Source organism: Methanogenium cariaci JCM 10550, assembly GCF_001315945.1.
Lineage (GTDB): Archaea > Halobacteriota > Methanomicrobia > Methanomicrobiales > Methanomicrobiaceae > Methanogenium > Methanogenium cariaci.
Genome location: NZ_BBBG01000002.1, coordinates 35,594 through 62,048, shown reverse-complemented (window position 1 = coordinate 62,048; position 26,455 = coordinate 35,594). Strand labels below are relative to the sequence as shown.

The following is a 26,455-nucleotide window of genomic DNA, read 5'->3' as shown; positions in this document are numbered from 1 at the left end:
CCGGGCTATAATGGGGGGGTATCACCATGGCGCTCGTTGCAGGTGGCACGAGGACTGCCTTTGTAAAACCGAATGTCTATACCATCGGCGATGGGGGGGAACAGAGCCTCCGGGAGGGCGGGCATGCCATCGTCTCTGCGGTTCGTGGGGGGGCGACCGTTATCAGCGCCCTCATCTGCACCGCAGTGCTCCTTGCGGCCGGTGTTTTATCCCCCATCTTTTTTCCCTGAAGGTGGGCCTGTCACTGGGATGTGGGTTTGTCCCGGACCATGTATTTATTGCGGTTTCACAACAAGACGTAAAGACAATGAAACTTGAAGAGCTCAGGTTCGGGACTGAACTCGTGAAGCGCGGCTTTGCAGCGATGCAGAAAGGCGGCGTCATCATGGATGTTGTGAATGCAGAACAGGCAATGATCGCAGAAGAGGCGGGCGCTGTTGCAGTGATGTCACTTGAGCGTGTTCCGTCAGATATCCGCAAGGCCGGCGGCGTTGCCCGTATGGCAGATCCGGCAAAGGTCACCGAAATAATTGATTCCGTCTCCATCCCGGTGATGGGGAAGGCACGTATCGGTCACTTTGTTGAGGCACAGGTGCTTGAGGCACTGGGTGTTGACATGATCGACGAGTCTGAGGTGTTGACACCGGCAGATGAGGACTATCACATCGTGAAGAGCGCATTCACGGTACCCTTCGTCTGCGGTGCACGCAATCTTGGCGAGGCATGCCGCCGTATCAACGAGGGTGCTGCGATGATCCGGACCAAAGGCGAGGCTGGCACTGGCAATGTGGTGGAGGCAGTCCGGCACATGCGGGCGATCACATCCGGGATCCACGAACTGCAGGGTATGGACGATATCGAGATCGCCGCTCGTGCACGGGCTATTGAGGCTCCGTTCGAGATCCTGAAGGACTGTGCGGTTCGTGGCCGTCTACCGGTCGTGAATTTCTCTGCAGGCGGTATCGCAACGCCCTGTGATGCAGCGATGATGATGCAACTTGGCTGTGACGGTGTCTTTGTGGGCTCCGGTATCTTCAAGTCGGAGACGCCCGCAGAGATGGCACGGGCTATTGTTGAGGCGGTAAATCACTATGACGATGCATCCGTCATTGCAGAGGTCTCCCGCGGTCTGGGTAATGCGATGCCGGGCCTTGATATCCACACCCTGCCGGAAAACGAGGTGCTCCGGTTCCGTGGGAATTAATATTGGTGTCTGTGCCCTGCAGGGTGATGTTTCCGAGCATGTCGCGGCATTTAAGGCGGCCCTCTTAGCATCCGGGCAGGAAGGGGAAGTATTTTCCTTCCGCCGGGCGGCGGATATATCCCGCTGTGATGCGATTGTGCTGCCGGGGGGGGAGTCCACCACCATCTCCCGACTGCTCCACAAAAACGACATGTACGGCCCGCTCCGTGCATTCAAGGGCGGCATCTTTGCGACCTGTGCGGGTCTGGTACTCATCGGCCGGGAAATTGATGACCCACGGGTCGAACCGCTTGGCATCATGGACATCAGCGTCGGGAGGAATGCGTTCGGCCGCCAGCGTGACTCCTGCGAGAGGTCAGTCACCATAACCGGTGAAAACCCGCCTTTCCGTGGATATTTCATCCGGGCACCGGTCATCCTCTCAGTCGGGCCGGATGCGATGCCGCTCTGTTACGCCGATCACAATGTGGTGGGTGCTGTCCAGGGCCCACATATGGCACTCTCCTTTCACCCTGAACTGGGGGGGGAGATCTCCGTCTCCACCTGCTCTTTCTGGAACGCCTTGGTGCATACACACCGGCACGATAGGCAGTTTCAGGGATAAAAGTCATATCAATTTTTTGCACACGCAATATGGGTGTGTGAGTTTGTCGGGGCAGTTACCTGTGTTACGCCGGATCAGTTCGGGGAATGTGGAAGATAAACGCAACACCCGGTGCCTTGTTTTCTATCTCTATTCTACCCCCCCGCATCTGGCGGGTGAGGACATTGATGAGTTTGATGCCCAGCGAGTCAAGGCTGGCGATATCAAAGCCTGCGGGCAGGCCACGTCCGTCATCGCTGGCCGAGAGGATATATTCGTCATCGGTCTCATCCAGCCGGATCGTAATTTTTCCCTCTTTTCGGTCTTTAAATCCATGTTTCAGGGAGTTTGAAACGAGTTCATTTACGATAAGGCCACAGGGGGGGAGAGCGGTGTCGATGTCCATGGTGTGGACGGTGATGCTGAACTTCATCGTGATGGCGGTCTCCAAGGAGTATGAGGAAATTACCTCGGACGCCAGGTTTCGGAGATATCCTGCCGGGTCGATGGATGCGAGGTTTTCAGACTGGTAGAGGGATTCATGCACCAGTGCCATCGATTTGATCCGGTTCTGGCTCTCACGGAGCGTTCCAGACTCTCCGGTCGGTAATCGATCCTGACTGCAGAGAGAGGAGAGACGATATGACCTGCATATTGTTCTTGACGCGGTGGTGTACCTCCTTTAAGAGCACCTCTTTCTCCTGCAGGGACTGCCGGAGTTCATCCTCTGCTTCCTTGCGTGAGGTGATATCCAGGATGGAGGCGAGATACCGGTCTGTTCCGGGAATCGGTGATGTCCAGCAGATCACATTTCGGTATGTCCCGTCATGAACCAGAAACAGCAGTTCGGATTCCCACAGCTGCATCCCGGGCACCCGGTCGGTTTCCGTCTCCGGTGGCCATTCTGCATTGAGAATTTCAGATTCGCTGTTTGCATCTTCTGTTCCTCTGACTTTTCCGGGGGGGATAAAATCATTCCAGTTCATCCGGTCTTCCACCTCTACCCTGGTATACCCGCTGAGACGTTCAAACCGGGTATTGATGAGGGTCAGGATCCCTTCTTTGTTCAGAATTGCGGTCGCCGCACCGCCTACCTCAAAGAGGGTCCGGTAGTTGGCCTCAGAGATGCGGATCTCCTCCTGCATTCTCCGGGACTCGGTGACATCATCCGCTGAGTAGAGCACCGAGTTGATAAGAGCGTTTTCATCCCGGAGGATGGTAAAATGACCGGCAATAAGCCGCTCTCCCCCGGGGGGGTGTCAGGACCGGATATTCAAAGGAGTCATCAGAGACTGGCTTTCCAGTGAGTATCTGGTTAAACCGGTGGCGTTCATCGTCACGGATCCCCTCGGGGGGGAGAAAGGTGGAGAACCAGTTATGGCTGATGATCATCGATTCGTTTTGCCCGAGGACCTCAGCTGCCCGCCGGTTTGCAAGTGCGACATTGTGGTTTGCCTTTATAACAAAGAGCATCACCCCCCCTGCGGTGTTGAGATACGTCTGGGAACGCAGACGTTCCTGTTCACGTTCTTTTTCGGCAATTTTGCGAGCGGTGATGTCGCTTACGGTGAGCACGACGGATTTGCCATAGCCACTGCCGACAGAGAGCAGTACCACAACTTCGTCTCCGTCTTTGCGCAGAAATCGTGTCTCCACATCTGATGCGGACCTGACCTCTGCGATGGCAGAAAAGAATGCCTCCATCTCATCTGTGTTCTTCCAGATACGGCCGAGGTGTGCTCCCTGCAGTTCACCCGGATGGTAGAAAAGCATCCGTTCAAGGCGGCTGTTCACTTCACTGATGGTGAGGTTTGGGCGTTCGATGAGCAGAATTCCTGCCTGTGATGTGGAAAATATTGCCTCATATCGAGTTTTCTCTTTGTTCACCTCCCCAGAGAGGAGAGATGTAGCAACACCTGCTCCTACGAGCACAATGGAATTGACAAAGATGAGATAGGGTTCTGCAAGTGCACCGATGAACGGGTAGTGAAGGAGCATATTGAGAATTCCGACAATGAGTGAGAATGAGATGCCCCCCGTTCAGGAAAGCGATAGGCGACAAAGATGATGGGGATGAGAAAGAGATATGGCGTCAGGTTTGTGACTCCGATGGATATACCATAGAGAATGATGACAACTGAGATGATACTGAATGTGATGATGACTGCAACCCAGAAATTCAGGTGCCATCCGTCATCGGCCGGGGAAAATCCTCCGGATCTTTCTGTACCCTCCATATATATCCATTGGTTTTCTCATATTAAATGCACGTGATACATTCTGATGACAAGGAACAGAAATCGTATAAAGGAAATATTTGGCATTATTTTCAGAATCCGGGAACAGATGAGATATATATTTAATATTGCATATCAAAAGAGAACAGGATTATATAGCAGGAAAAAAAATACTAACGCGTAGGGAGCGATAGGTTTGGCACTGGAAATTGAAGAGAGTAAACAGGAGCTCTCAAAGGTAAAAGAGCTTCTGAAGAATGAACCACGGGGGCTTTCCATCACTGATATCTCACGGATACTCAATATGAACCGGAATTCGGTATCAAAATATCTTAATATGCTTCTTGTCTCCGGGCATGTTGATATGCGGTCTGTGGGGGTCGCAAAGGTCTATTTCCTCTCCCAGCGGGTGCCAATATCTGCCATGCTTGACTTCTCTTCCGACTGTATCATTGTCCTGGACGCAAATCTGAAGATTGTGCAGCTCAATGACAATTACGCTGATTTTTCCGGCTACCCGCGTGAGGAGCTTGTCGGCACCTCAATTATGGATCGAAAACTCCCGGTGCTGACCGATGCGATTGACCCGCATATATTTGAAGAAGTGCTTCGCGGCCAGGATCTCTCCCGTGAACTCTGGTGGGAAGCAGACGGAGAGGACTTTTCGTTTTTGATCAAGATGATTCCCACAGTCTTTGACGACGCAGCCGGGTGCCACCGTGATACTCGAAAATATCACGGATCTGAAACACACTGAACAGGAGCTGAAATATGCCCTTGCAGAGAAAGAACAGCTCTTAACCGAGATTCATCAGCGCATCAGAAATAATCTGCAGGTGATCTCGAGCCTCATCAACCTCCAGACATCAGAGGTGGAAGATCCGGACGCACAGCGGATTGTACAGCAGACACAAAGCAGAATTGAGGCCCTTGCCCTGGTTCACGACAACCTCCATAATTCCCCTGACCACATGCATATCGCGGTGGAGGAGTATGTGAACGAACTGGTGGAGTCTCTCTTTGTCACCTATCGGGTGTCGAAGGATCGGATTCGCTACTCCGTCAATGCCCCGGGAGTTCTTATTGGTCTTGACACTGCGGTCTCGTTCGGTCTCATCATCTCCGAACTGGTCACCAATGCGATAAAACATGCCTTCCCGGACGGGCGTGAGGGCTATATTGCCCTCACCATTGTGAAGGATGACGGGAACCGCGTTGTTGTCTCGGTAAAGGACAATGGCGTAGGCATCCATGACAAATATCGTTTGGGTGATGAACAGTCCATTGGTTTGATGCTGGTCTCCACACTGGTTGACCGTCAGCTGAACGGGACGATGGAGATCTCAAACACGAACGGCACCGGTTATATGATTCAGTTTATTGAACAAAATGAAAAACCGGGTTCTTTGACAAAGGAGTACTGATATGGAAAAACACCTGCGGATACTGGTTGTTGAAGACGATGCGATCATCGGGATGGATATTGAGCACCGGATAAAAAAGCTCGGGTATGAGGTATGCGGTGTTGCAGATACTGCAGCGGAGGCATTGACTATCGCTTCTACTACTCATCCTGACATCGCACTCATGGACATTCGTCTGAGAGGAGAGGTGGACGGGATTGAGGCGGCCCGGATGCTCAGGGACACCCTCGCGGTGCCGGTGATCTTCATCACTGCATATTCGGATATGAAGATGCGGTCCCGGGCACTGGATATGGATCCGCTGGGATATATCGTGAAACCGCTTCGTGAAGTGGAACTGAAAAATACGCTGGAGGCGGCGGAAGAAAAGATCCGCACCGGTTAGGTTCACCGGTGCGATTTTTTTGAAAACCATTGTCTCCCGGGATCTCCTGTCTCCAGCAAATAGCTTCTCTCTTTTTTTCCCTCAGTGCGTATGCCTGTGATGTAAATCAGGCCGGTGGGGATGCTCGTGTTCTCCCTGTTTGTGCCAGTGCGGGTGGGAGTGGTATCCGTCGTTGTCCACCGGGGGGGGTACCTCCGGGCCATGAATGTGGCTGTCATGGTGCAGATCGTCATGGGAGTGGCGGTGGGAATGGCGCAGTGCCTCATGGAAATGGCGGTGGGAATGTTTTTCGGAAATCAGGAGCCAGGTGCCCGCTCCCATAAAAAAGAATGCGATGATGAACTGTTTCGGGAGTTCATGGAATATCAGCAGGGAGATAATGACCCCGAATATCGTTGGTGGAGAAGAGTGCACCGGCCCGTGCGGCACCCAGGACCCGTAGAGACCGGAGAAAACAGATCGTCATAATTCCCCCGAAACCGAGAATACCCACGGTCATCCCGGCGAGAATGAGGGGGCAAGTCCGGATAAGGCTGCCCGAGGGCGAGTGCAATAACCGCGAGGGTAATCCCTCCCGAGAGGCCTTTGACAGAGACCAGCTGTATCGGATCCTTGCCGGAGATGTGGCGGGATATATTGGTGTCAGCTCCCCCCCAGAAAAAGCAGGTGAGAATGATTCCCAGTGCACCAAGGGAAAACCCAAACGGACTTGTCGGGTCCCAGGTGAGCACCACACAGGAGATGGTGATACAGGCAAGGGCCAGCCATATCCGGCGGCCCGCCTGTTCATGAAAGACGATGGTGGCAACGAGCGTCGTTGCGACGGCCTCAAATCCCAGGAGAATCGCTGCAGTCGCAGCGGGTGTATACTGCAGAGAGATCATCAGCACAATGGTGGCAAGGACAGAACCAAAGAGGGCAGATCCTGCCATCCACGGCAGGTCACGTTGTTCAACCGGGGCCTCACGGACATGGTTCGTTGGAAAAAAGGTGCGTCGCACAAGCCAGATTCCGGCAAAGAATAATCCGCTTCCCATATAGAGCAATGAAGCAAGGGTGACTGGTGAGACACTGGTGAGAAGCAGTTTGGTGAGGGGTGCGGCTGATCCGAAAAAGAATGCTGCCGCAAGAATATACAGCACCCCCCCGCGGGTGCTTTCCTTCACCTTCATTGTCATGAATCGGTTGTATCTGTTATACGAAAAATACTGGTGTAATGGAGTGATCGGCGTGGAAATTTTGACAATAGGGATGCAGGTATCATACTCATATTGCGGTAACGTACATCCGGGACTCTCTGTGGAAACTCCTCTTTTCTTCAGATATAGTATATATGTTAGGTGTGTTACTTGACATATCATTATATATGGATCATCGGGTAAGAAAAGATATTATTATATTGGTTTCGGTAGTATCTCCTTGGTATGGAATTTCCGCAGGTATTGGACTCTCCCATATCGGTTCTCTATGTTGACGATGAACCGACGCTGCTGGAGATCGGAAAGATATATCTGGAACAGGAGGAGGGCATCTGTGTTACGACAGCCGATAATCCGGAGGGTGCAATTCGGTTGCTTGCAAGGGGGGGTGAGTATGATGTCATTGTCTCTGATTATCAGATGCCGGGAATGGATGGAATCCTCTTTCTCAAGTACATCCGCAGGACATACGGAAACCTGCCGTTCCTGATCTTCACTGGGGAAGGCCGCGAGGAGGTTGTCATCGAGGCACTCAATAACGGAGTCGACTACTATGTGGAGAAAGCAAAAGTTCCGGAACTTCAGTTTGTCGATCTGGTGCATAAGATCCGTCATGTCGTCTCACGCTGCCGTACAGAAAAAGTTCTCCGCAGCACCTACGATAAACTTCAGTCGTCATCTGATGAGCTGGCAGTCTATTCCGAGGAACTCAACATTCGCGAAGAGAACATGGATGCGATGCAGGAGGCCCTCCGGGAATCCGAGCAGACCTATGAGGCGATATTTGCACATACGCGATCTCCGACGGCGATTTTTGAGGAAGATATGACCATATCGTTGGTAAATACCGCGTTCGCTGAACTCACCGGGTTTACCCGGGCTGAGATGGAGGGCCGTATGCGGTGGTCCAATTTTGTGCACCCGGATGACCGTTCCCTCATGGAGGAGTATTACCGGGCACGAAGACTTGACCGGAGAGTGTGCCGGAATACAATGAGTTCCGGTTTGTGGGTAAGTCCGGAGAGGTGCGTAATATTTACCTGACCGTCGGCCACATTCCCGGGAGTAGCCGATCGGTTGCTTCCCATACAGATGTCACGAAACTAAAGGAGGTATCTGTTTGATGATCTTCAGGAATTTCTGAATAATTTTCCCAGGGATCTGTGGAGATCCTGTGCCATATAGCACTTGGTGAGAGATACCGGCAAGGGCTCATCCCCGGGGGGGTTGGTATCCCCGGGACAGACAGAACTCGATCCCGGTTATCCCTTCTCTTTCTCAGACCCCCCCCTGTTTATATGGGAGACTGTTTTCGAGTAAAAATGTTGTTCCGGTCTTAATTCAGTTATCTTCCGGGGGGGAGATTCGCCAGGAAACGGGTGGCACATCCATCTCAAAGCGGGCCCCCCCTTTCCCCCCCTCCCTTCCACATTCACGGATGGTGATACCGGTGATGGCGAGGATCTCTGCTACCAGAAAGAGTCCGTATCCGGTATTTGATCCATATCCCCCCCGTTGGAATATCTTCTCCTTCTTTGCTGTGGCAACTCCGTCCCCCCCGTTATCGTTGACGGTAATATGTCCGGTCTCCCGGAATGTGCCGGCAAAAGAGATCTTGATTTCTGAGAGATGGCCGCCACCATGGCGAATTGCATTTTCAAAGAGATTGTAGAAGACCTTCTCAAGCATCGGGTCGGCATGGATCTCTGCCCTGCCTGTCTCCACAGTAAACCGCAGATATGGGGGGGCATGGATGGCGGTCATGGCCCTCTTCACCACATCGGTGAGGGACTGGAACTGTGGCGCTTCGAGACCCATTGACTCATAATCACGAGCAAAGGTGAGTTGATCCTCAATCTTTTTCAGGGTTTGCTCCATCTTCTGAATATGGTCTGAGAGTTCGGGGGGGCATTGGTCCGTGAGCTCCTCCAGGAGGTCGAAGTACATACCTAGGACCGCAAGCTGGTTGAGGATGTCATGGCGTGTGATGGTGGACAGGAGGGAGTATTTTCGGTTCACATCCCGAAGACGTTTTTCCACCTCAGTCTTCTCTTCCAGTTCTGTGTCAAGGGCTCTGCTCTGTGCCGCTATCTCGGAGATATCTTCCCCCAGCCGCTGGACGAGAATACGTATGGAATCTTCCAGTCGCCTGAGTTCATAGCCATGCGTGCGGCGGATTTCATGTGCAAGATTGCCTTGGGCAATCTCGTCGACGTCCTCTGCAATCATTCTCACCGGGCGGCCCAGTGTATAGGCGACGATGTATGCCACCCCCCCTGCAGCAAAGATCAGCCCGCAGATGAGGATCAGCGCATACCGCGAGAGGGTGTCTGCAAGTGAGGCAGTGAGAGCTTCTGTGGAGTAAACCACCACTGCTGCGTAGACGATGAGGAAGATATGAACCAGTCGTTCCTGATCCGGAAAGACCTTCTCAGTGCTGACCCCCCCGGTTCTGAGCACCTGTGCTGTCATCCTGGAAATCTCATCTGCAGAAAGATAGGGGGGGTGGTGGGTATACCAGGCATCGAGTTCTTCCGGGCTTCTCTCCACAACAACCCCCCCGTTTGTGTCAATGAGGAGAATCGATTCAATGGTATGGTCAACTGCTTTCAGATCGTCGGTGACATCCCCAAACGAGAAGTAAAGGCTGCCCGGATCGGCCAATTGTTTATTAAAAAGGCCAATCTCCAGAATATACCGGTGATCCGGTGTCGGGAGGTAGGCGTACTTGCGGACCATGCCGGGGTCAAGCACACTCTGTTCCCAGGGATCTCCCACATATGCGGTTCCTTCGCGGATAGCAGTAAGGCGTTCTGATATGGCAGGATACGGTGAGAAGTCTCCACCCTGGTGGACTATATCGGTCGTCTCAATGATCACATTATGTTCGTCAATGATGTAGAGTTCTACCTCATCGGGAAAGTCCTTTTGAACGGTGGCCTGAAGAAGCGACAGGTCCATGTTTTCCGGCTCTCCTGCTGCTGCTGTGTAGTCTATTTCCATCTGGTCCAGTGCATCGCTTATGGCTGGGTCATAGATGGAACTGAGAGCCATCGTTCCACGGGCGACCAGAGTGACCGCCGTCGCGATCGCTGTCTCACTCTGTTCGATATTCTCGGAATATGCTGTGATGATACGATCCGTTTCTGTGACAAATCCGTGGTATGAACAGGTGCAGACAAGAAGGGTAAAGATAAAGAAAAAGACCAGCAGAATTTTCGTCCCGATGGAGAAGTTCAGGTAGTTTCTTGCTGAATTCTTGTTCATTCGCCCTCCTTGGACATACTATTAATATCTTTATCTTTGTGTCAAAACATTAATGTGCTGAATTGGTCATTCCTAATTATCACTATATATGTTCGCATTTCTTTCCCCCCCTGCGAATAATTGAGAATTTTATGGGTAATTACCCGTTGCAGGGTATCCAGGGGGGGGATGGCTCCATGGTGAACTGCGGTGGTGACCAGTGCCCCCCCGTCATAGTCTTCTTCGGACACTCGTGCACAATCGGCATCGGATGCAAGTCCGCCACCGTAGAAGAGGGTGCCTTCATAGGCAGAGCGCATATCAGCGAGATAGGTGGGCAGCCCCCGTTCAGTTCCCACCGAACCGAGATTGATCACAATGCAGACATCATAGTCCCAGGTATTGGCGATTTTCAGGAACGCCGCAGGTGATTCACCGGTCGGATAGATGCGGTCCGCCTTTAGATCAACGGTGAGGGCACCGCCGTGATATGCTGTGAGATCTCGTCCACCGGTCTCGGTTGAGATGACGGGAAAGACGCCTGCCTGGCGGTCTTCCTCACTCACCGTATACGCCCGGTGACCGCGGTTGACATAGCTTTTTTTGAGGATGCGACAGCAGTCCCGGACGTTTTCTTCATTGTCGTGGCCGGTCTGTTCAATAGCGTCCAGATCGGCAACATAGCCATAGAGGGGTTTCATTGCCGCGGTGTATGCGGCAGGTGCGGCATCCGGGACCAACCCCCCCCAGTCAAGAGGTCGGTAGCTCTCCCGGTTTCCGGACTGCCCCCCCTGGACGACAAATTCTCCCATGATATCGATTGCAAGCAGAATGTCCATAAAAATTCTGATAAAAAAAGGTGCCCGTGGGGCAAAAACCTGTGCCTGTTCCAGATAGATCAAGAGAATATTGATACGGCCCCTTCCGGTTCTTCTGTCTTCGATCGCGCGTAGTGTGGACAGCATTAGAGTTAAGTATACTATATTAAATTAATCAGATTGGATTACAATTGCTGGAATATATTGTTGAATCGCAAAATAACTTCAAAATGGATTTATAAACCAGAACGGCTATCATCTCTTTTATAATAAATAGAGATATAAGGTGGGGGAATAGCCTGAAGAGCCGTCATTCATTCTTTAGAATACTGTCACTGACAATCGTTGCAGCGCTGGCTGTTGCTATTGCTATCTCCTGCGTATTTTCCTATACTGCCACCATCGAGAACATTGAACATACATTTTATGAAGACCAGCAGGCGGCTGAAAAGCAGCTTATCGCTTCTTCAAATCTTATTGACCGGGGTAAACGAATTTATGAGGCGACGTTTAACAGCCAGCTTGAAACTGGTCTAAAGCAGTTTCGGGTTGCATATGTGGCATCCGGGGGGGGTGACCCATCCACAATCAATCTCTCCCTTTTGAAGGAGGAACTGGAAGAATTTACGGCAGCAGAGGTGGACCTTTATATCATCAATGCGGACGGTGTGATTGAATATGCCACCTATACGCCGGATATAGGAATTGATTTCAGCACGTACCCGATATTTTTTGAGGAGTTCACCAAAGTACGACAGGGTGATGTATTCGTCCCGGACAGGAGTGGCAACGGAGTGGACCATACCGAGAAACTGCGGAAGTTTGCCTACCTGCCACCCCTGATCACCGGTATGTCCTTGAGATGAGTCTGAACATGGAGAGCCTGCCGGATGATCAACGCATCTTCACCTACGGCGAAGTGATCTCTGATGTCACTGAGACCAACCCGATAGTGATGGATATCCGTTTCTACAGTTCAGCGTTTGACCCCCCCTTTGGTGTGAGCGAAGTCGGGGGGGAGAACGGCATGGATGCTGCCACCATTGCTGTTCTGCACCAGCTACGGGAGACCGGTGAACCGGTGAGCATTTCTGACCCGGACACCCAGACCGAAACACGCCATATCATCGTTGATATTGATGATACCACCTCACCCATCAATTCGCTCCTGGACTTCTATGCAGTGGTGACCTATACCACAGCGGCACGGGATGCGGCTGCCTTTCAGGCGCTCGTCACGCACAGTGCCAACCTGCTTCTCGCGCTTGGCGTTGCCGCCCTTCTGGGCATTCTGATATCCCGTCGTGTTGTCCGACCGGTCACTGAAATTGTTGACGACATCGATATCATCGCCTCTGGGGATCTTGACCATACAATTCGACAGGCACGAATTCCTGAATTCTCCCGCATTGCCGATGGCACGACCATCCTTGTCAAAGAACTGAAAGAGAAGATCACCGAAATTAATCAGAAAAACCGGGAACTTATGGCATCCGAGGCGGAAAAAACCCTGATTTTAAATGCGGTCACCGAAGCGGTCTTCTTCCTTGATACCGATTACACCATCATCTGGGCGAACGCGGCGGGCAGAAAGATCACTGCTGTAACAGAAGGGGGGCCTGCAGGGTGTCCCTGTTATGTGGTAGCTCATGGCGAGCCGCGTGTCTGTGACGGCTGCCCGATACCGGATGCTCTGGAGAGGCAGCATCCTGTGCAGGGGACGGTTATGACAGCCGACGGTCGGGTCAACGAGGTGATTGCAAGCCCGGTAGTGGACGACACCAGAGTTCTCACCGGCATTGTAGTGACCGCTCTTGACGTAACTGCTCGTGAAACAGCAGCAACGGCATTGCGAACCAGTGAACGGCAGTACAGGGACCTCTTCATTGGTATGAATACCGGGTTTGCCCTCATTCGGATGGAGGAGTGCGGGGACATCCGGTTCCTCACCGTAAACCCGGCGTTTGCAAGGATAACTGAGATTCAACCGGAGAACGCAGCCGATGGGCTGGTTGAGGTGGTTGTGCCCGGCGGTGGAGAGATTGCAGAGATGATCTTTCAGAGGGTTCGCGAGAACCATGCCCACGAACCCTGGAGTTTCATTCAGACAATCTGGGTAGGGACTTGCGTATCACTGCATTTCCTACTGCAAAGGAGAATGAAGCAGGTGTCCTCCTGGAGGATGTAACCAGTATTGTTGAACTCAGGAGACAGCAACGGGGGACACTTGAACAGATAGAACAGAACCTGGAGCACCTTGCCATACTTAACGATGAGATCAGAAATCCCCCCCTGATGGTGATCCTCGGTTATACCGAACTTGATGAGGGTATCTACGCCGACAGGATCTATGAACAAATTTCCAGCATCAACGAGCTGGTTCGGCGGCTGGATCAGGGATGGCTGGAATCAGAGAAGGTTCGTGAATTCCTGCGCAAACACCATGACTGGGATCCGGAAGAGCCCGGTGACCAGTCCTGATTATTTGTCAGATCCGGAAGATTTGGAATTTCCTTTTCCCCTGGCCAGCAGGATGTGGTGTACGGAAGTGACGAAAAATGTGATCGTATCCTGTTTTCAGAAGAAGGCATCGGAATAGGTGCCGACAACGGTCGTCTCCGGGGGGGGTGTTTCGTTTACAAGCAGGGCGTAGGTCTCTTTTCCCACCCGGAGGTTGGCAGTATCTGTGCGTGTTATTGTTTCTCCTGCGGCAATACGCCCGACCGGGAAGATGAGGTCTGTCTGCTGCCATTCGGGGGGGGCATCAGGGGGTGTTGTCAGGTAGACAGAGATGACCGTATTATCTGCGGTGGTGGTTCCAGTGTTGGTTGCCATCAAGCTGACGGTGTAGGTGACGGTGAGATTCACAGGGTCGGTCTCTGCAAGTGTGGTTGTCGTTTCGTAGGTAAGGGACGGCGTTCCGGGTTCGCCGAATACGGCAAACAGAAGCAGACAGCTGCCGACGATGATCAGGGGGGGAATATACCACTTCATCCTGTGGTAGAGTAGGGGGGGTCAGATGGTTATGCCTGTTGTGGAGAGACCGGTCCGCATAACCTATGATTATTTATCTGCGGGGGGGTGAAAAAGACTGAGAATACAGGTGCGAAACCGTGCCTGCATATTGAAAAGGAGCAACCCCCCCCTATGCCAACCAAAGTAAAATTAGAAACCACCAAGGGTGACATCACCATCGAACTTTACGATGATATGCCAATCACTGCAGGAAACTTCAAAAAACTTGTTGAGGATAAATTCTATGACGGAATTATCTTCCACCGGGTGATCCGCAACTTCATGATCCAGGGCGGATGTCCCAAGGGTACCGGTACAGGCGGGCCCGGCTATACAATCAAAGATGAGTTTGTCAAGGGACGCTCAAACACCCGCGGCACCATCTCGATGGCGAACACCGGCCAGCCAAACAGCGGCGGCTCACAGTTCTTTATCAACCTGGTAAACAACAAGTTCCTGGACTTTGATGACCGCCAGACTCCATCCAAACACCCGGTCTTTGGTGAAGTGGTCGAGGGTATGGATGTCGTTGATGCCATCGCGTTCTCCCGCATTGACAAGAACGACCGCCCGGTAGAGAAGGTTGTCATCACAAAGGCAACGGTTCTCTAAAATATTTATTTTTTATTCGTTTCGTCTTTGGTTCAGATATACAAAAGTGGGAGCGCTGATTCCTGCTGCAGCGCCCCCCCTGTCTCCATACCCTCGGGTGCACTCAGGCCCAGAAGAGAAAAACACCGGCGGCCGTTGCAATAAATACCATGATCATTGACGCCATGAGACCGTAGTCTCTCCCCCCCGTGAGTGTTTTCTTTTCCAGATGTTCATAGGCATCCTTTCCGTATCCCCCCCGACAGAGCATCGCGGTGTAGGTGCGTTCGCCCTGTTCATAACTGCGCAAAAACATGGTCCCGATGGTGTAGGCAAGGACTTCGAGCCGGTAACGGTAGGGAAGGTTCCGTGAGAAGGCGTTGAAGTGACGGACGGCAAGGGCGTTGTTGATGTCTGCATACATCTCTGCAAAGACGAAGAGGTAGCGGATCATCATACCGAGGGAGAGTGCCATCACCGAAGGAAATCCCAGACGCCGTGCCCCCTGCAGCAGGTCTTCCATGGGTGTGGTGGACGAGAGCAGGATCACCCAGATGATACAGGCCGTGAACTTCAGGGCAAGAATGATGGCAAATTCAACCGACTGGGCGTAAATGGTGATCCCGAGCGGGAACGTGACTATCGGGGGGGTGAATACCTCATAATACGGATTCTTAAAAAATATCTGAAAGACGATGATGAACAATCCGAAGGGCAGGGTCATCAGGTAGCGCCAGAGAACGACCCGTGGTGAGAGACCGGAGAGACTCCACCATACTGCAAAGAGAACAAACCAGCAGAGAGCGAGCGGGTATACCGCGGTGGAATAGGGCATGGCCACCATCGTGATGATGGCTGCAAAGGTGACGATGATCTTTACCCGTGCATCCAGCTGGTGGACACGGCTGGTGCCTGTGCGTCACGTTCGATGGTGGCAAGATGCTCAATCATGCCTTGTCCGCCAGCAGCCTGAGGAGTTCGGCCTCCACCTCATGATAGGAAGAACCCGCATCAATCCTGACCCCCGTTCTGTCGGAGAGATCGCAGGAGGCGTGCCAAGATGGGGGGGACGTCCAGGCGTGCCCCGCGGAGTAGTTCCTCACGCAGGAATATCTCATCCGGTGTGCCTTCACCTGCGATAACGCCGTCCTGCATCACATAGACGTAATCCGCAATCTCTGGGACGAGGTCGACCTGATGGGTGGAGAAGATGACGGTCATCCCATAGGTGTCGGGGGGGAGGGTTCGGAGAAATCCGGTGAGTTCCCGGACACCCTGGGGGGGGTCAAGACCGGAGGACGGTTCATCAAGCACGATCACCTGGGGGGGCTCCATTGCAAGCACACCTGCGATGGCCACCCGTTTCTTTTCCCCCTCCCGAGAGCTTGTGGGGGGGGTGCGGTGGCGCAGATGGTCTGCATCCATCAGGCGGAGGGCTCCATCGACACGGTGCGCCACGGTCTCCTCGTCAAGGCCCAGGTTAACCGGGCCGAATGCCACATCCTGTTCCACGGTGGGAGAGAAGATCTGATCATCCGGGTTCTGGAACACCATGCCCACGGTCTTTCGCACCTCCCTGATATTTTTCTTTGTCACTGCCTCACCGTGCACGAGCACCTGCCCGGAGGTCGGTGTGAGGACTCCACAGAAATGACTGAACAAAGTGCTCTTCCCCCCCGCTCCGTTCGATCCGAGAACAGCGATACGTGCATGCCGGGGGATATGCATACTGACCGACCGAAGGGCATCGATTCCTCCCGGATAGGAGTAGGTGAGGTCACGTGTCTCAATGATGTGCATGAATATGTACCGTAGAGAAGTCTCTGCAGGGAATGGGTATTAAAATTTTCATATTGTGTGTGAAAAAATAGGCGCCCCGCATTCATAGGTATGTCAGGGAATGGGGGGGATATAAGTCCCCCTGTCCCCCGAGGAGGACGGGTAATTGGTGGGTATGTGTGCCTGGTACGGGATATTCAGTTCTTTTTCGCGACAACACGGGTGGCGACGAATGCCAGTGCGAAGACAATGGCGATGCCTGCAAAGACCGCAAAGATTTCTCCTGCCTTTCCTCCTTCCTCACCGGTGGAGTAGTCCGGCAGTGGGGGCTTCGTATGCGAAGGCATCGCTGACACCGACTGCTTCCGGGTCGCCGTCTTCGGGGGATGCACCGGTGAGAGTCTTCTCACCCTGGACATAGAGAGCGGTGGATTCCAGGCCGTCCGGGTCGCCGGATGCGAGGAAGACCGCAAGACCGCCGATGAGAATCGCGATCACCAGACCGCCGATGAGAAAATGGGTATTGGAGATACTCATGCTACAGCCTCCGAGGGGGGGCTACTCTCTGTTATCATATCGGGGGGGCGTGCAATTGCGATGAAGTAGATGGCAGCAGCAGTGATGATACCTTCAATGATACCGATCGCCGCATGATAGGTGCCCATCGCGATGAGGCCCGGCACAAGCGAGAACGTGCCTGCGATGGCCATCTCAACAGCTGCGGCCAGAGATGCGATGAAACAGGCCAACCATGCCGCAACGCCAGCGGATGCATAGCGGTTCAGGTTGGCTTTGATCAGGGTCTGGTATCCGTAGAAGCCGACAAATCCACCGATGACACCCATATTAAGGATGTTGACACCCATGGTCGTGATGCCGCCGTCCCCCGAAGATGATCCCCCCCTGTATTATGAGAACCAGCGTCAGGATGAAGACGGCCGCATACGGTGAGCCGAGCACGATGCTGCAAGTGCGCCGCCGACGAGATGGCCGGACGTGCCCATGGCTACCGGCAGGTTAAATGCCTGGATGGCAAAGATTCCTGCCGCGAGCACCGCCACAAGCGGGATTTTATCCTCAGACAATTCATGTTTTGCCCATTTGAGTGCCAGGGCAATAAAGACAAGTGCCACAATCCAGTAGATGGAACTTTGCCAGAGTGGTAGAAAAGCATCAGGTATATGCATGATAATCCACTTGAAAAATATTACGTTTTTGTTTATATGTATTACTAAATCATTCTAATTTTTTATTTTTACTACGAATTCATACTATTTTTGCCCATATGTGTAAAAATTGGATGCTGTAGAATGAAAAAGATGGTATTATCTGACTACTCCGGATATACTAAAACATTCATGAATTCGCTGTACAATGAACTGGAGACAGCACTTGGCTACCGGTTTTGTGACCGTGCTCTTTTAGTCCGTGCCCTGACCCGGCTTGCGGCTGCAAAAGAGGATGGTCAGGGTGATGGTAATGCGATGGACGGCCTTGCTACACTCGGGGGGGATGCAGCCATCGATGTGGTGGTGCTGGAGCATCTCATCGCTGGCGGAATGGAGAGCAAGGGGGGGAACTCTCGTTAACCAAGATGAATATGGTTAATATGACGGTGCTTCGCCGCCTGGCCGAGTCTTTTGGTCTGCACCAATATGTGACGTGGGGGGGGAAGGGGGGGAGTACGGACAGGAGATCTGGCGTTCCGGCCGGGTGCTGGCGGAGTGCATGGAAGCGGTCTGTGGAGCTGCTTATCTCGACGGCGGTGTGGATGCTGTTCAGAAAATCCTTGTGCATCTCGGATTTTTCTCTTGAGTGCAGGGGGGGGATCCCTTGTTCTGGCTGTTGTCCGTGATGATCCATTATATGTTTTTTTCTGATTGATTATTGAAAACAGGGTTTTTGTTGTTCTTTTTTGATTATTGACAAGTAGCATATAGTCTGCACGCAAATTACTGTCTTGTATTGGGAAGAATTGTCTGGTGGGAAACACTCTAAGGCAGACCCATGGTGGCGCCTGTTGTCAGTGGCACAGGTAGTATTGTTGTCTCTCTTTACTTTCCATGAAATGTGTTCCTGTCAGTCCGGGTATCTGACATAACAGATCCGCGGACAGTTCCGGTTAACCTCCTTTCTGTCCGTATGGGGTTAGATCCATTTACCTACTTCTCCCGGTTTTTGATATCAGTTCATTTCTGCTTAGAGTTAAATCGTATTGTCTGAAAAGTGGATTGTTGTTGGGATCTGTTCCTTAATTTGGCTGGATCACCGCATGTGCTGGCACCGGGCAAAGAACAGAGCCAACAGTCCTGCTACCGGAAAGAGAAGGGGGGGGCCGGGCTCTCGGTGGGCACGGAGTGTGCCGCTTCTCCCGGTGCGAGCGGCAGGGAGAGTGTGGCGGTCTTACCGGCGGTGACTGTCACCGTCGCCTCAGCAGGAGCATATCCGGCAAGCTGCAGACGTATCGTGTGGGTGCCTGCGGGAATGCCGGTGATGGTCACCGGTGTCATACGATCAAATATACTTCCGTCGATACGGATCTCCGCACCCGGCGGGCTGGTGCTCACTGCGAGTTTCCCGGTCCTTGCGGATGGGGGGGAGGGAGTAGGTGTGGTGCTGTCCGGTCCTCCTTTCAGGGTGGCATAGACCGTCAGCGTCTTTCCTTCCGAGAGGGAGACTCTCTCCTGGTAATCGTCGTATCCTCTGAGTCTGAGAAGGAGGGTGTGCTGTCCTGTTCGGAGATCGGTGAGGGGGGGAAATATCCATTCTTTATCGTCTTTCCCTGGTAGATGTCGTTGAGGTATATCGCAGCACCGGCCGGGACTGAACTGATGCGGATGGCATTATTTTGTGTCGCGGATCTGAGGGTGGCATAGATAGAGCGGGTGTTGCCACCGGTCATGTCAATCGTCTCGCGCCAGTTATAATACCCGTTTTTCATGATGACAATCTGGTGTTCACCGGGTGTTACATCGGTTGTGGTGTAGGGTGTTGTGCCGATGATCGTGCGGTCGAGTTCAATAAATGCACCCGAGGGGGTCAGAGATGAACGTGATTGTGCCGGTGCCGCCCAGGTTGAGGGTGACGGTCCGGTATTCACTCCCGGTGATGGTGACAATCTCGGTTGTACTCTCAGAACCCGGCATCTCGGCAATCACGGTATGCGTGCCCGGACGGATGCCGGTGACGGTCACGGGGGGGGAGATTCCCTGATAGATGCCGTTGATATACACCGAGGCGCCTGAGGGTGAGGTCTGCACCGCAAGCGTAGCGGTGGTTTTGCTGCTTTCCTCGTTTAGGGTAAAGTAGAGATCGGTGGAAGATCCGTCTGATATATACGGTAGACTCTGTGGGGTGGTGTAATATCCGGCCTTTCGAACCTCTACTGTGCTGTAGCGGGTGTCGGTGGTGGAGATACTGACTGTCAGAACTCCCCCCGGATATCTGGCCTTTATAGACGTTGTCAAAATATACCTGTGCATAGTCAACATTGGAGTGGATGCGGTACTGTGCCATTCCCGCTGCAGCGGGGGGGCAGAGGAGGAGGGTGCCTGCAATGAGGACCAGGATGCCGGCACAGATATGCCGGTGTGCGCGACCTGTCATACGTGATATTCAGTGGATGCCGTAATATAGCTGACTGGCAGAGAATGGTGCCTCCTTGCATGTGATATCCGGCATGCATGAAGACGATACTATATTTTAATCTCAGGAAATACATTGTTTAGGTGATTATACGATATATCCTGACCTCAGCGATGACGAAAAACTGGTGACAACCTCACCTGCTGTCAGGGTCAAGTCCCATTCTTTTGATCTCTTCCTCACACAAAAGCGTCTCATACTCACACAACCCGATTATCCGGATGCACATCCGGTGGATATTCTGTTCACGAATGTGCGGGAGTTCTCGCGCGGTGAGACAGCGGAGGGGGGGACCTGGCTCTCTTTCTTACCGTCATATCCGGAGGGAATGAACGGGTAATGGTTCTTGCATTTGACGGTGGCGGCGGATTTAAGGCGGCTGATGAACGGGATCGGGTGGCAGAACTGGTGGCTGGCATGCTGGAGGAAGTGGCGGCACCGCCGCCCGCGGCTCCTGCACCGACCGCAGCAACTGCGGCAGATGAAGGTGCTCTTTCCTCTGCCGGTTCCACGGATATCCCGGTATCCGCACCGGCGCCATCAATCTCTGTTCCCCAGACCGCTCCAAAGGTTGATGTGGCAGATGAAGGTGCTCCCCCCATCTTCCGGCCCGACAGAGAGTGCAGCATCCGCACCGTCTGTCCCATTGGTAGTCCCAAAGAATTCTTCTGCACCAGCCTCCGGGCTGAAAGCGGAACATATCATTGTGAAAGGGCATGAGTTCACTGCTCCGTGACACCGGAGACCGTTACTCTCGTTCGCAATGAGAACCCGAAGGCGCCCCGCTTACCGTGCGGCGGGCGGATATTATCGGTATCATCCCAAAGGAATCAGCGGGGGGGGTGATCCCTCCCTGCACCTCCGTGTACGGTCCGCAGGTGGTAATGAGCGGACCATGGTGCTGGTCTTCTCGGAATGGTACTCCGGTGGTAGAGCACAGGAACGCGATGAGTGGGCGGCAGCGCTCACGGATACCATCCGTCCGACGGCGGCACGACCGTCTGCGCCTGCGCAAACCCGGGCCCGCCCCCCCTCCTCTCCTGCTTCGGCCAGAGCACCTGCCGCTACACAGATATCCGGTGGGGGGGCAAAGTTCTGCACCAGTTGTGGTGCTCCGCTCTCGGGTGCATCCCGGTTCTGCCCGAACTGCGGCACGCCGGTCACCGGCGGTTCCTCAACGACGGAAACCACCGGCAGCATCCGGGATCTCTCCTTAGATACCGCAGCAGCGGATGAACGCACGGTAACAAAAAGAAGGACCCGGCAAAAACCGGAAAAACGCCAGCGGCAGCCCGGAGCGCGGCGAAAAGCCTCGTTCCGGTTCCGCAGTCAGGAGATGGGTCTCTCCGAAGTCCCGTTCGTTGAGAAGTATATCGGCTTTCTCGCTGCACCGGACGATGCCTTCCGGTATACAAGGAACGACACTTTCGAACAGGCACTTGTCTATCTCGCGTCAGTCCTTGCCATCTTTGCGGCGGTCACGTCCATTGTACTCCATCTCTTTGCAGGCTCTCTTGATGCAACGGAGTATCCGCAGATGGCGGCACTGGGCGCAGATCTGGTGGGTACGATCCTTCTTATCCCCCCCAAAATCGTTATTCTCGGTATTGTGGCAATTCTCCTCTGGTCTGTTGTCATGCACATCCTGCTGCGCATTGTCGGCCAGAGCGATGATGTGACCGAAACCTTCCGGACCTGTGCGTATGCGGCGACACCCTTTGGCACCGTGGGGGGGCTTATCCCCCCCTTCTTTGGTGCACCTCTCGCCGCACTTTGGATGCTCTTTTTGCAGTACAAAGGGCTTGTCGCCGCGGATGGTGTGGAGAACCGGTTTGCAGCGGTTGCGGTTGCAGTACCGGTCATTCTCTTTATTGCAATATTCTCAATATTCCTCTCAGCAGGAGGTTCCCAGTGATGAAAAAATCAACCCTTCCCCCCCTTTCCCAAAGAATACTGAATCTTCCGGATGGCATACAATCCGGCCTTCTGATTACACTTGTGGCAGTGCTTGTCATCTGTGCCTGTGCGGTCCCGGCGGTGAGTGCGGATACCCCTCTGACGGTATCCTTCACGTTTTCACCGTCCAGTCCGGATGCGAATGAGCCTGTCTCTTTTTCCGGGTCGTCCACCTGGTCCAACATTACCAACTGGGCATGGAACTTTGGTGATGGCAGCTCCTCAGCCAGTCAGAACCCAACGCACACCTATGCGAATGCAGGGACCTACAGTGTGTCTCTCACGGCATCGAATACTGCCGGGACAGCTACTTCCAGTCCCCCCCAGTCAGTTACGGTTAACGCTGTGGCAAATCCTCCGGTAGCCTCCTTCAGCTTCTCGCCCACGAGTCCGGGTGTTGGTCAGGCCGTCTCCTTCACCGATGCATCGACAGGTGATGCGATCACTTCATGGAGCTGGAGTTTTGGTGACGGACAGGGCAACACGTTGCAGAATCCGTCCCATGTCTATACATACGAGGGCACATATACTGTCAGCCTGACTGTTACGAATGCTGCCGGAACGTCTTCACCCGTTACCCGATCTATTACGGTTACGGCGGCGGAAAATCCCCCGGTGGCCTCCTTTAGTTTCTCCCCCCACCAGCCCTGCTGTAGGACAGGTTGTCTCCTTCACGGGTGCATCAACGAGTGGCGCCATCACATCATGGAACTGGAATTTTGGTGATGGACAGTCCGGCACCGGTCAGAATCCATCCCATGCCTACACCACTGCTGGTACCAAAACGGTCAGTCTGACCGTTACGAATGCTGCGGGGACGTCCTCACCTGTTACCAAGTCGGTTACGGTTACCACAGCGGCTTCGAGTGTGCCGGTCGCTTCGTTCTCTTTCAGTCCGTACAACCCCCCCACACCGGGGGAGTCTGGTCACGTTTACGGACCAGTCGAGTGGCAGCCCGACCGACTGGTACTGGCTGTTTGGTGACGGGCAGTCCAGCACATTACAGAATCCGACTCATTCCTACCGATCCGCCGACACATATACTGTCAAGCTGACGGTTTCAAATACCGCCGGCACGTCCGCGGTGTATACTCAGGAGATTACGGTTCAGGTTGACAATCCTCTGGATGCGAATTTCAAATTTTCCCCGACAAATCCTGACGCGGATGAATATGTCTACTTTACCGACCAGTCTGATGGATATCCCGATGACTGGGAATGGGATTTTGGAGACAATACCGGTTCGGAAGATCGGAATCCATCTCACAAGTACACCAGAGACGGAAAGTATGACGTGAAACTCACCATCAAAAAGGCCGGTGGGTACTCTGCCACGGTCACCAAAGAGATCACCGTCGGGGGGGAAGGCACCACCGTTTTCACCGGCGATAACCCGGACGCCGACTTCACCTGGTCACCGACAAGCCCGGTCGCGGGACAGGTCATCACCTTCTCTGACATATCGAAGGGGGGGGATCATATCGATCAGTGGAAGTGGTACTTTGGTGACAGGATGGCCTCCTCCAGTAACAAGGAAAGTACCCTTGAAAATCCAACGCATACCTACGAGAATTCCGGCAGCTACATTGTGGAACTCACGGTCTGGAACAGCGGCGGTGGCAAAGATTACATTCAAAAGACTGTCACCGTCGGCACGGTCCGGCTCACTTCCCGATTCAATGCCTACCCTTCAAGCGGTACTGCACCACTTACGGTGCGGTTTGTGGACAGTTCCACCGGCGCTGACATCGACTCCTGGTACTGGGACTTTGGCAATGGCCAGACCTATACCGGGAAATCCCCCCCGTCCAATGTCGTCTACTCCTCACCCGGAACCTACACGGCCTCTCTTGAGGTGAGAGACGGCAGCAAAACAGATGAATACACGGCGAGAATTACCGTCAGTCCGCAGGCAACCGCAACAGTGGCACAGACCCCCCCGGTTCCCACGGCCACTCCGACGCCTGCCGCCTCGGATGCCGGGTTTATTGACGGGGGGGAATACCGGAAGATGGCCGGTCTTTATAACGAATATATCAAAATTATCTTCGGCTTTCTGGGCATACACGATGAACCTGATTTCCTCATTATCGCAGTGAAAGACAGTTAGAACTGAGCATATCTCTTTTTTCAGCTCTGAAAAATATTGCCGGAATAAATGCCACGGAGAACGAACGGACAGCCATCGGGGCTAGGTTCTCATCGTTGCAACATGGGTTAGATTATACCGCATCCCGTTTGTCTGGTTCCCGCAGCGCTCGTGGTGAGACGGTCTCTGCACCATATTTTTTGTTCCTGATGTTTTCACTCTTTCACCCGGTTTTTACCCGCAAAGTGAAAACAAAGAGGCTCCGGAAAAAGCCTGTATTGGTACGTATTCTTCTAAAGAAGTACAGTACATAGAGAAGTGTACAGGTAACAAGGGAAGTTTTCATGCCGCTGGGAGAACACACAGCATGTCTGATCATTGCGGTGAGGCGGATCTGTGTCTCTGTGAACCCGGCGCGAGTGAAAATGAAACGATGAATCGTACACGCACACAGTAATAGACAAATCAAGGCCATAATGAGTAATATTTAAAATTTCTACCCGGAAATAAAGCAAATAAAACGTGTGTAAAAGTGAAAACGAACCGTCCGGATATCAGAAACAGGAATACTGCCTCTTCTCTGTTTTTGTACCCCCCCTTCGCCCATCCGTTTTGATTTTCTGCGTTGGGAAATGGAGGAGATGGATACCGGCATACCTGATATCTGCTACCCGACTCTTCAAAAATGATACCGGATAAACAGAACGATCCACATGGCAGACCGGGTGTGGATCTCTTTCTCTCTCTGCCAAAAAAGGAATTATTTTTGGGCCTTGCCCTGGTTTGCAACGGCCTGCATTGCCGCATTGACTGCATCCTCGTCGCCGAGGTAGTATGATTGGATGGGCTTCAGGTCTTCATCAAGTTCATAGACCAGCGGCATGCCGGTCGGGATATTGAGCTGTGATATATCCTCATCGGAGATACCTTCAAGATTTTTTATGAGCGCCCGAAGACTGTTGCCGTGGGCGGCGATGAGGACATTATTTCCGGATTTGATGGCCGGAGCGATCTCCTCGTTCCAGACGGGAAGGAAGCGGGCGACCGTATCCTTCAGGCACTCGGTGAGAGGGAGTTCATCAGGTGAAAGAGTGGCATATCGTGGATCGTTTGCAGGTGAACGCTTGTCATCCGTTGCGAGGGGGGGTTCGGGCGGAATGGTGTAGCTTCTCCGCCAGATGAATACCTGTTCGTCACCGAATTCTGCCGCGGTCTCTGCCTTGTTCAATCCCTGCAGGGCACCGTAGTGGCGTTCGTTCAGGCGCCAGGAACGGTGCACGGGAATCCACATCCGGTCCAGTTCATCAAGCGTAATCCAGAGGGTCCGGATGGCCCGCTTCAGCACCGAGGTGTAGGCGACATCGAAGGTGAACCCCTCACGGCGAAGCAGCGCCCCCTGCCGCATGGGCCTCTTTCAGCCCTTTTTCCGAGAGGTCGACATCGGTCCACCCGGTAAACCGGTTCTCCCGGTTCCATTCACTCTCTCCATGGCGTAGTAATACCAGTCTGTACATGTATCAGAAGTCTCCTGCATACCTCTCGGCGGGACAAAAAAAATAGCTTGCCATCCTGCCCGTTCCCTGCAGCCCTTTCTTACCGGTCAGGCAGCGAAAGAACGGGGGGGCACCCTTACCTCCCCCCCCGCCTTCAAGTGATCAAAAGAGTGATGAGCGGGAGCGTTACCAGCGAAAGGATGGTCGTGAGAAAAACCCCTTTCGATGCAAGGGTGGAGTCCACATGGTACTCTTCGGCCAGCATCACCGCATTGGCTGCAACCGGCATTGCTGCAAGAAGCACCGGAACGCCCAACAGGAACGGTCCTTCCACAAAGGGCCGGAGTACGAGAAAGACTGCAATGGGGATGACACAGAGACGCAGCAGGGTGATGGCCCAGATCTTTTTGTCCGTGAAGATCCCTTCTATGGGCAGGGTGGCGAGGAGCGCTCCTACAACGACCATCGCAAGCGGGGGGGTGGTGGTACTGCCGAGCAGGGTGAAGACATCGGCAAACGGTGACGGGATATGAACCTGCAGGACGAAGAGAATGAGGCCTGCCACCGATGCAATGAGGCCGGTGTTTAGGAAGAGTTTCGGGTCAAGGTACTTGCCCATATCAGGCCTGAGCATCAAAACGCCCACCGAGAAGAGCAGGATGCTGAACGTGAGATTGAATATGGAGACATAGAAGATGGACTCGGGCCCGAATACCGCTCCTGCTACCGGAATACCCATGAACCCGAGGTTTGAGAAGACCAGCATAAACCGCATTACCCCCCCTCCTCC

30 protein-coding genes and 5 pseudogenes are annotated in these 26,455 nt (G+C 53.2%); 19 read left to right on the top strand and 16 right to left on the bottom strand.

Annotated features, from left to right (window positions below; translation table 11 throughout):
* Positions 1–307: 307 nt before the first annotated feature.
* Positions 308–1,204: a pyridoxal 5'-phosphate synthase lyase subunit PdxS gene (pdxS, locus tag JCM10550_RS02570; RefSeq protein ID WP_062396999.1), complete on the top strand. Its 897-nt coding sequence runs from the start codon at positions 308–310 to the stop codon at positions 1,202–1,204.
* Positions 1,194–1,792, top strand: a pseudogene (pdxT, locus tag JCM10550_RS02565) (pyridoxal 5'-phosphate synthase glutaminase subunit PdxT). The gene pdxS and the pseudogene pdxT overlap by 11 nt, the downstream one beginning before the upstream one ends.
* An 80-nt stretch (positions 1,793–1,872) precedes the next feature.
* Here the strand turns inward: pdxT and JCM10550_RS02560 are convergent.
* The 3 genes and pseudogenes from JCM10550_RS02560 to JCM10550_RS02550 all read right to left on the bottom strand — a co-directional run bounded on the left by JCM10550_RS02560 (position 1,873) and on the right by JCM10550_RS02550 (position 3,785).
* Entirely contained in the window at positions 1,873–2,193 is a 321-nt protein-coding gene (locus tag JCM10550_RS02560) for a sensor histidine kinase (RefSeq protein WP_245618674.1), read from the bottom strand.
* A gap of 108 nt (positions 2,194–2,301) precedes the next feature.
* Positions 2,302–2,932, bottom strand: a pseudogene (locus JCM10550_RS02555) (histidine kinase dimerization/phosphoacceptor domain -containing protein); the annotation flags it as partial.
* 58 nt (positions 2,933–2,990) lie between these two features.
* Positions 2,991–3,785 (bottom strand): PAS domain-containing protein, encoded by a 795-nt coding sequence (locus JCM10550_RS02550; RefSeq protein WP_062396739.1) that lies wholly within the window; start codon positions 3,783–3,785, stop codon positions 2,991–2,993.
* A gap of 435 nt (positions 3,786–4,220) precedes the next feature.
* Between JCM10550_RS02550 and JCM10550_RS02545 the strand changes: the two genes are divergently transcribed.
* Genes JCM10550_RS02545 through JCM10550_RS02535 form a run of 3 tightly spaced genes read left to right on the top strand, consistent with a single transcriptional unit; the run spans position 4,221 to position 5,833 of the window.
* Entirely contained in the window at positions 4,221–4,781 is a 561-nt protein-coding gene (locus tag JCM10550_RS02545) for a PAS domain-containing protein (RefSeq protein ID WP_062396737.1), read from the top strand.
* On the top strand, positions 4,744–5,448 hold the full coding sequence (locus tag JCM10550_RS02540; RefSeq protein WP_062396735.1) for a sensor histidine kinase: 705 nt from the start codon (positions 4,744–4,746) through the stop codon (positions 5,446–5,448). Before JCM10550_RS02545 ends, JCM10550_RS02540 begins: the two co-directional genes overlap by 38 nt.
* Position 5,449: 1 nt before the next feature.
* A complete protein-coding gene (locus JCM10550_RS02535) occupies positions 5,450–5,833 on the top strand; it encodes a response regulator (RefSeq protein ID WP_062396733.1) in 384 nt (127 codons plus the stop codon).
* Between the two features lie 81 nt (positions 5,834–5,914).
* Here JCM10550_RS02535 and JCM10550_RS21585 read toward each other — a convergent pair whose 3' ends face one another.
* Positions 5,915–6,247, bottom strand: a complete 333-nt coding sequence (locus JCM10550_RS21585; RefSeq protein ID WP_245618645.1) for a hypothetical protein — start codon at positions 6,245–6,247, stop codon at positions 5,915–5,917.
* Positions 6,199–6,999, bottom strand: coding sequence for a DMT family transporter (locus tag JCM10550_RS02525; protein ID WP_245618644.1), 801 nt, complete (start codon positions 6,997–6,999; stop codon positions 6,199–6,201). The genes JCM10550_RS21585 and JCM10550_RS02525 overlap by 49 nt, the downstream gene beginning before the upstream one ends.
* A gap of 258 nt (positions 7,000–7,257) precedes the next feature.
* On the opposite strand from JCM10550_RS02525, the gene JCM10550_RS02520 reads away from it, so the two are divergent.
* Positions 7,258–8,076 (top strand): response regulator, encoded by an 819-nt coding sequence (locus tag JCM10550_RS02520; protein WP_062396727.1) that lies wholly within the window; start codon positions 7,258–7,260, stop codon positions 8,074–8,076.
* Positions 8,077–8,373: 297 nt separating this feature from the next.
* Here JCM10550_RS02520 and JCM10550_RS02515 read toward each other — a convergent pair whose 3' ends face one another.
* Both JCM10550_RS02515 and JCM10550_RS02510 read right to left on the bottom strand, forming a co-directional pair.
* Positions 8,374–10,299, bottom strand: coding sequence for a HAMP domain-containing sensor histidine kinase (locus JCM10550_RS02515; protein ID WP_062396725.1), 1,926 nt, complete (start codon positions 10,297–10,299; stop codon positions 8,374–8,376).
* Positions 10,300–10,340: 41 nt separating this feature from the next.
* A complete protein-coding gene (locus JCM10550_RS02510) occupies positions 10,341–11,117 on the bottom strand; it encodes a nickel transporter (protein ID WP_157199853.1) in 777 nt (258 codons plus the stop codon).
* 536 nt (positions 11,118–11,653) lie between these two features.
* On the opposite strand from JCM10550_RS02510, the gene JCM10550_RS02505 reads away from it, so the two are divergent.
* The 3 genes from JCM10550_RS02505 to JCM10550_RS02495 are packed head-to-tail and all read left to right on the top strand — an operon-like array spanning position 11,654 to position 13,577.
* Entirely contained in the window at positions 11,654–11,962 is a 309-nt protein-coding gene (locus JCM10550_RS02505; protein ID WP_062396722.1) for a hypothetical protein, read from the top strand.
* A complete protein-coding gene (locus tag JCM10550_RS02500; protein WP_062396719.1) occupies positions 11,959–13,284 on the top strand; it encodes a PAS domain-containing protein in 1,326 nt (441 codons plus the stop codon). Before JCM10550_RS02505 ends, JCM10550_RS02500 begins: the two co-directional genes overlap by 4 nt.
* A complete protein-coding gene (locus JCM10550_RS02495) occupies positions 13,221–13,577 on the top strand; it encodes a hypothetical protein (protein ID WP_062396717.1) in 357 nt (118 codons plus the stop codon). Before JCM10550_RS02500 ends, JCM10550_RS02495 begins: the two co-directional genes overlap by 64 nt.
* A 96-nt stretch (positions 13,578–13,673) precedes the next feature.
* Here JCM10550_RS02495 and JCM10550_RS02490 read toward each other — a convergent pair whose 3' ends face one another.
* Positions 13,674–14,090: a hypothetical protein gene (locus JCM10550_RS02490; protein WP_062396715.1), complete on the bottom strand. Its 417-nt coding sequence runs from the start codon at positions 14,088–14,090 to the stop codon at positions 13,674–13,676.
* A 153-nt stretch (positions 14,091–14,243) separates the two neighbouring features.
* Here JCM10550_RS02490 and JCM10550_RS02485 point away from each other — a divergent pair, with 153 nt between their 5' ends.
* A complete protein-coding gene (locus tag JCM10550_RS02485; protein ID WP_062396997.1) occupies positions 14,244–14,723 on the top strand; it encodes a peptidylprolyl isomerase in 480 nt (159 codons plus the stop codon).
* Between the two features lie 103 nt (positions 14,724–14,826).
* Here the strand turns inward: JCM10550_RS02485 and cbiQ are convergent, their stop codons facing one another.
* Together cbiQ and JCM10550_RS02475 are read right to left on the bottom strand one after the other, a co-directional pair.
* Positions 14,827–15,552 (bottom strand): cobalt ECF transporter T component CbiQ, encoded by a 726-nt coding sequence (gene cbiQ / locus JCM10550_RS02480; protein WP_245618673.1) that lies wholly within the window; start codon positions 15,550–15,552, stop codon positions 14,827–14,829.
* A 97-nt stretch (positions 15,553–15,649) separates the two neighbouring features.
* Positions 15,650–16,502: pseudogene (locus JCM10550_RS02475) on the bottom strand (ATP-binding cassette domain-containing protein).
* A gap of 156 nt (positions 16,503–16,658) precedes the next feature.
* Between JCM10550_RS02475 and JCM10550_RS21580 the strand changes: the two are divergent.
* Positions 16,659–16,796 carry a hypothetical protein gene (locus JCM10550_RS21580; RefSeq protein ID WP_157199851.1) on the top strand — a complete coding sequence of 46 codons (138 nt, stop codon included), beginning with the start codon at positions 16,659–16,661 and terminating at the stop codon, positions 16,794–16,796.
* Here JCM10550_RS21580 and JCM10550_RS02470 read toward each other — a convergent pair.
* The gene (locus JCM10550_RS02470) at positions 16,782–17,018 is read right to left on the bottom strand and encodes a PDGLE domain-containing protein (RefSeq protein WP_157199850.1); all 237 of its coding nucleotides are present in this window, start codon (positions 17,016–17,018) and stop codon (positions 16,782–16,784) included. The two genes, JCM10550_RS21580 and JCM10550_RS02470, sit on opposite strands and share 15 nt — an antisense overlap.
* Positions 17,015–17,668 (bottom strand): annotated as a pseudogene (gene cbiM / locus JCM10550_RS02465) (cobalt transporter CbiM). The gene JCM10550_RS02470 and the pseudogene cbiM overlap by 4 nt, the downstream one beginning before the upstream one ends.
* 171 nt (positions 17,669–17,839) lie before the next feature.
* On the opposite strand from cbiM, the gene JCM10550_RS21575 reads away from it, so the two are divergent.
* The 3 genes from JCM10550_RS21575 (at position 17,840) to JCM10550_RS21565 (ending at position 19,127) form a co-directional block, all read left to right on the top strand.
* Entirely contained in the window at positions 17,840–18,070 is a 231-nt protein-coding gene (locus tag JCM10550_RS21575; protein WP_245618643.1) for a hypothetical protein, read from the top strand.
* A 73-nt stretch (positions 18,071–18,143) separates the two neighbouring features.
* Positions 18,144–18,296 carry a hypothetical protein gene (locus JCM10550_RS21570; protein ID WP_245618642.1) on the top strand — a complete coding sequence of 51 codons (153 nt, stop codon included), beginning with the start codon at positions 18,144–18,146 and terminating at the stop codon, positions 18,294–18,296.
* A gap of 441 nt (positions 18,297–18,737) precedes the next feature.
* On the top strand, positions 18,738–19,127 hold the full coding sequence (locus JCM10550_RS21565; protein WP_245618641.1) for a hypothetical protein: 390 nt from the start codon (positions 18,738–18,740) through the stop codon (positions 19,125–19,127).
* 4 nt (positions 19,128–19,131) lie between these two features.
* Here JCM10550_RS21565 and JCM10550_RS16680 read toward each other — a convergent pair whose 3' ends face one another.
* Together JCM10550_RS16680 and JCM10550_RS02445 are read right to left on the bottom strand one after the other, a co-directional pair.
* Entirely contained in the window at positions 19,132–19,599 is a 468-nt protein-coding gene (locus tag JCM10550_RS16680) for a PEGA domain-containing protein (RefSeq protein ID WP_172673735.1), read from the bottom strand.
* Positions 19,499–19,948 carry a PEGA domain-containing protein gene (locus JCM10550_RS02445; protein ID WP_172673734.1) on the bottom strand — a complete coding sequence of 150 codons (450 nt, stop codon included), beginning with the start codon at positions 19,946–19,948 and terminating at the stop codon, positions 19,499–19,501. Before JCM10550_RS02445 ends, JCM10550_RS16680 begins: the two co-directional genes overlap by 101 nt.
* A gap of 517 nt (positions 19,949–20,465) precedes the next feature.
* Here JCM10550_RS02445 and JCM10550_RS02435 point away from each other — a divergent pair.
* The 5 genes from JCM10550_RS02435 to JCM10550_RS02420 are packed head-to-tail and all read left to right on the top strand — an operon-like array spanning position 20,466 to position 24,193.
* The gene (locus JCM10550_RS02435) at positions 20,466–20,846 is read left to right on the top strand and encodes a hypothetical protein (protein WP_062396706.1); all 381 of its coding nucleotides are present in this window, start codon (positions 20,466–20,468) and stop codon (positions 20,844–20,846) included.
* Between the two features lie 43 nt (positions 20,847–20,889).
* The gene (locus tag JCM10550_RS02430; protein WP_062396704.1) at positions 20,890–22,041 is read left to right on the top strand and encodes a YIP1 family protein; all 1,152 of its coding nucleotides are present in this window, start codon (positions 20,890–20,892) and stop codon (positions 22,039–22,041) included.
* Complete coding sequence (locus JCM10550_RS24210; RefSeq protein ID WP_062396702.1) at positions 22,041–22,808, top strand: PKD domain-containing protein; 768 nt, start codon at positions 22,041–22,043, stop codon at positions 22,806–22,808. Before JCM10550_RS02430 ends, JCM10550_RS24210 begins: the two co-directional genes overlap by 1 nt.
* Positions 22,690–23,067 (top strand): PKD domain-containing protein, encoded by a 378-nt coding sequence (locus tag JCM10550_RS21550; protein ID WP_281175240.1) that lies wholly within the window; start codon positions 22,690–22,692, stop codon positions 23,065–23,067. The genes JCM10550_RS24210 and JCM10550_RS21550 overlap by 119 nt, the downstream gene beginning before the upstream one ends.
* A complete protein-coding gene (locus tag JCM10550_RS02420) occupies positions 22,949–24,193 on the top strand; it encodes a PKD domain-containing protein (RefSeq protein WP_062396700.1) in 1,245 nt (414 codons plus the stop codon). The genes JCM10550_RS21550 and JCM10550_RS02420 overlap by 119 nt, the downstream gene beginning before the upstream one ends.
* 739 nt (positions 24,194–24,932) lie before the next feature.
* Here the strand turns inward: JCM10550_RS02420 and gpmA are convergent.
* A pseudogene (gpmA, locus tag JCM10550_RS02415) lies at positions 24,933–25,686 on the bottom strand (2,3-diphosphoglycerate-dependent phosphoglycerate mutase).
* Positions 25,687–25,819: 133 nt separating this feature from the next.
* A complete protein-coding gene (locus JCM10550_RS02410; RefSeq protein ID WP_062396698.1) occupies positions 25,820–26,440 on the bottom strand; it encodes an AEC family transporter in 621 nt (206 codons plus the stop codon).
* Positions 26,441–26,455: the final 15 nt, after the last annotated feature.

What these genes read in the sequence shown, in the direction of transcription:
- JCM10550_RS02520 (WP_062396727.1), top strand. Translation starts at nt 7,258, where the DNA reads ATGGAATTTCCGCAGGTATTGGACTCTCCCATATCGGTTCTCTATGTT.
- JCM10550_RS02515 (WP_062396725.1), bottom strand. Translation starts at nt 10,299, where the DNA reads ATGAACAAGAATTCAGCAAGAAACTACCTGAACTTCTCCATCGGGACG.
- JCM10550_RS02470 (WP_157199850.1), bottom strand. Translation starts at nt 17,018, where the DNA reads ATGAGTATCTCCAATACCCATTTTCTCATCGGCGGTCTGGTGATCGCG.
- JCM10550_RS02490 (WP_062396715.1), bottom strand. Translation starts at nt 14,090, where the DNA reads ATGAAGTGGTATATTCCCCCCCTGATCATCGTCGGCAGCTGTCTGCTT.
- JCM10550_RS24210 (WP_062396702.1), top strand. Translation starts at nt 22,041, where the DNA reads ATGAAAAAATCAACCCTTCCCCCCCTTTCCCAAAGAATACTGAATCTT.
- JCM10550_RS02410 (WP_062396698.1), bottom strand. Translation starts at nt 26,440, where the DNA reads ATGCGGTTTATGCTGGTCTTCTCAAACCTCGGGTTCATGGGTATTCCG.
- JCM10550_RS02430 (WP_062396704.1), top strand. Translation starts at nt 20,890, where the DNA reads ATGAGAACCCGAAGGCGCCCCGCTTACCGTGCGGCGGGCGGATATTAT.
- JCM10550_RS02435 (WP_062396706.1), top strand. Translation starts at nt 20,466, where the DNA reads ATGGTTCTTGCATTTGACGGTGGCGGCGGATTTAAGGCGGCTGATGAA.
- JCM10550_RS02485 (WP_062396997.1), top strand. Translation starts at nt 14,244, where the DNA reads ATGCCAACCAAAGTAAAATTAGAAACCACCAAGGGTGACATCACCATC.
- JCM10550_RS02500 (WP_062396719.1), top strand. Translation starts at nt 11,959, where the DNA reads ATGAGTCTGAACATGGAGAGCCTGCCGGATGATCAACGCATCTTCACC.
- JCM10550_RS02535 (WP_062396733.1), top strand. Translation starts at nt 5,450, where the DNA reads ATGGAAAAACACCTGCGGATACTGGTTGTTGAAGACGATGCGATCATC.
- JCM10550_RS02550 (WP_062396739.1), bottom strand. Translation starts at nt 3,785, where the DNA reads ATGCTCCTTCACTACCCGTTCATCGGTGCACTTGCAGAACCCTATCTC.
- JCM10550_RS21575 (WP_245618643.1), top strand. Translation starts at nt 17,840, where the DNA reads ATGAATTCGCTGTACAATGAACTGGAGACAGCACTTGGCTACCGGTTT.
- JCM10550_RS02560 (WP_245618674.1), bottom strand. Translation starts at nt 2,193, where the DNA reads ATGGACATCGACACCGCTCTCCCCCCCTGTGGCCTTATCGTAAATGAA.
- JCM10550_RS02510 (WP_157199853.1), bottom strand. Translation starts at nt 11,117, where the DNA reads ATGGACATTCTGCTTGCAATCGATATCATGGGAGAATTTGTCGTCCAG.
- pdxS (WP_062396999.1), top strand. Translation starts at nt 308, where the DNA reads ATGAAACTTGAAGAGCTCAGGTTCGGGACTGAACTCGTGAAGCGCGGC.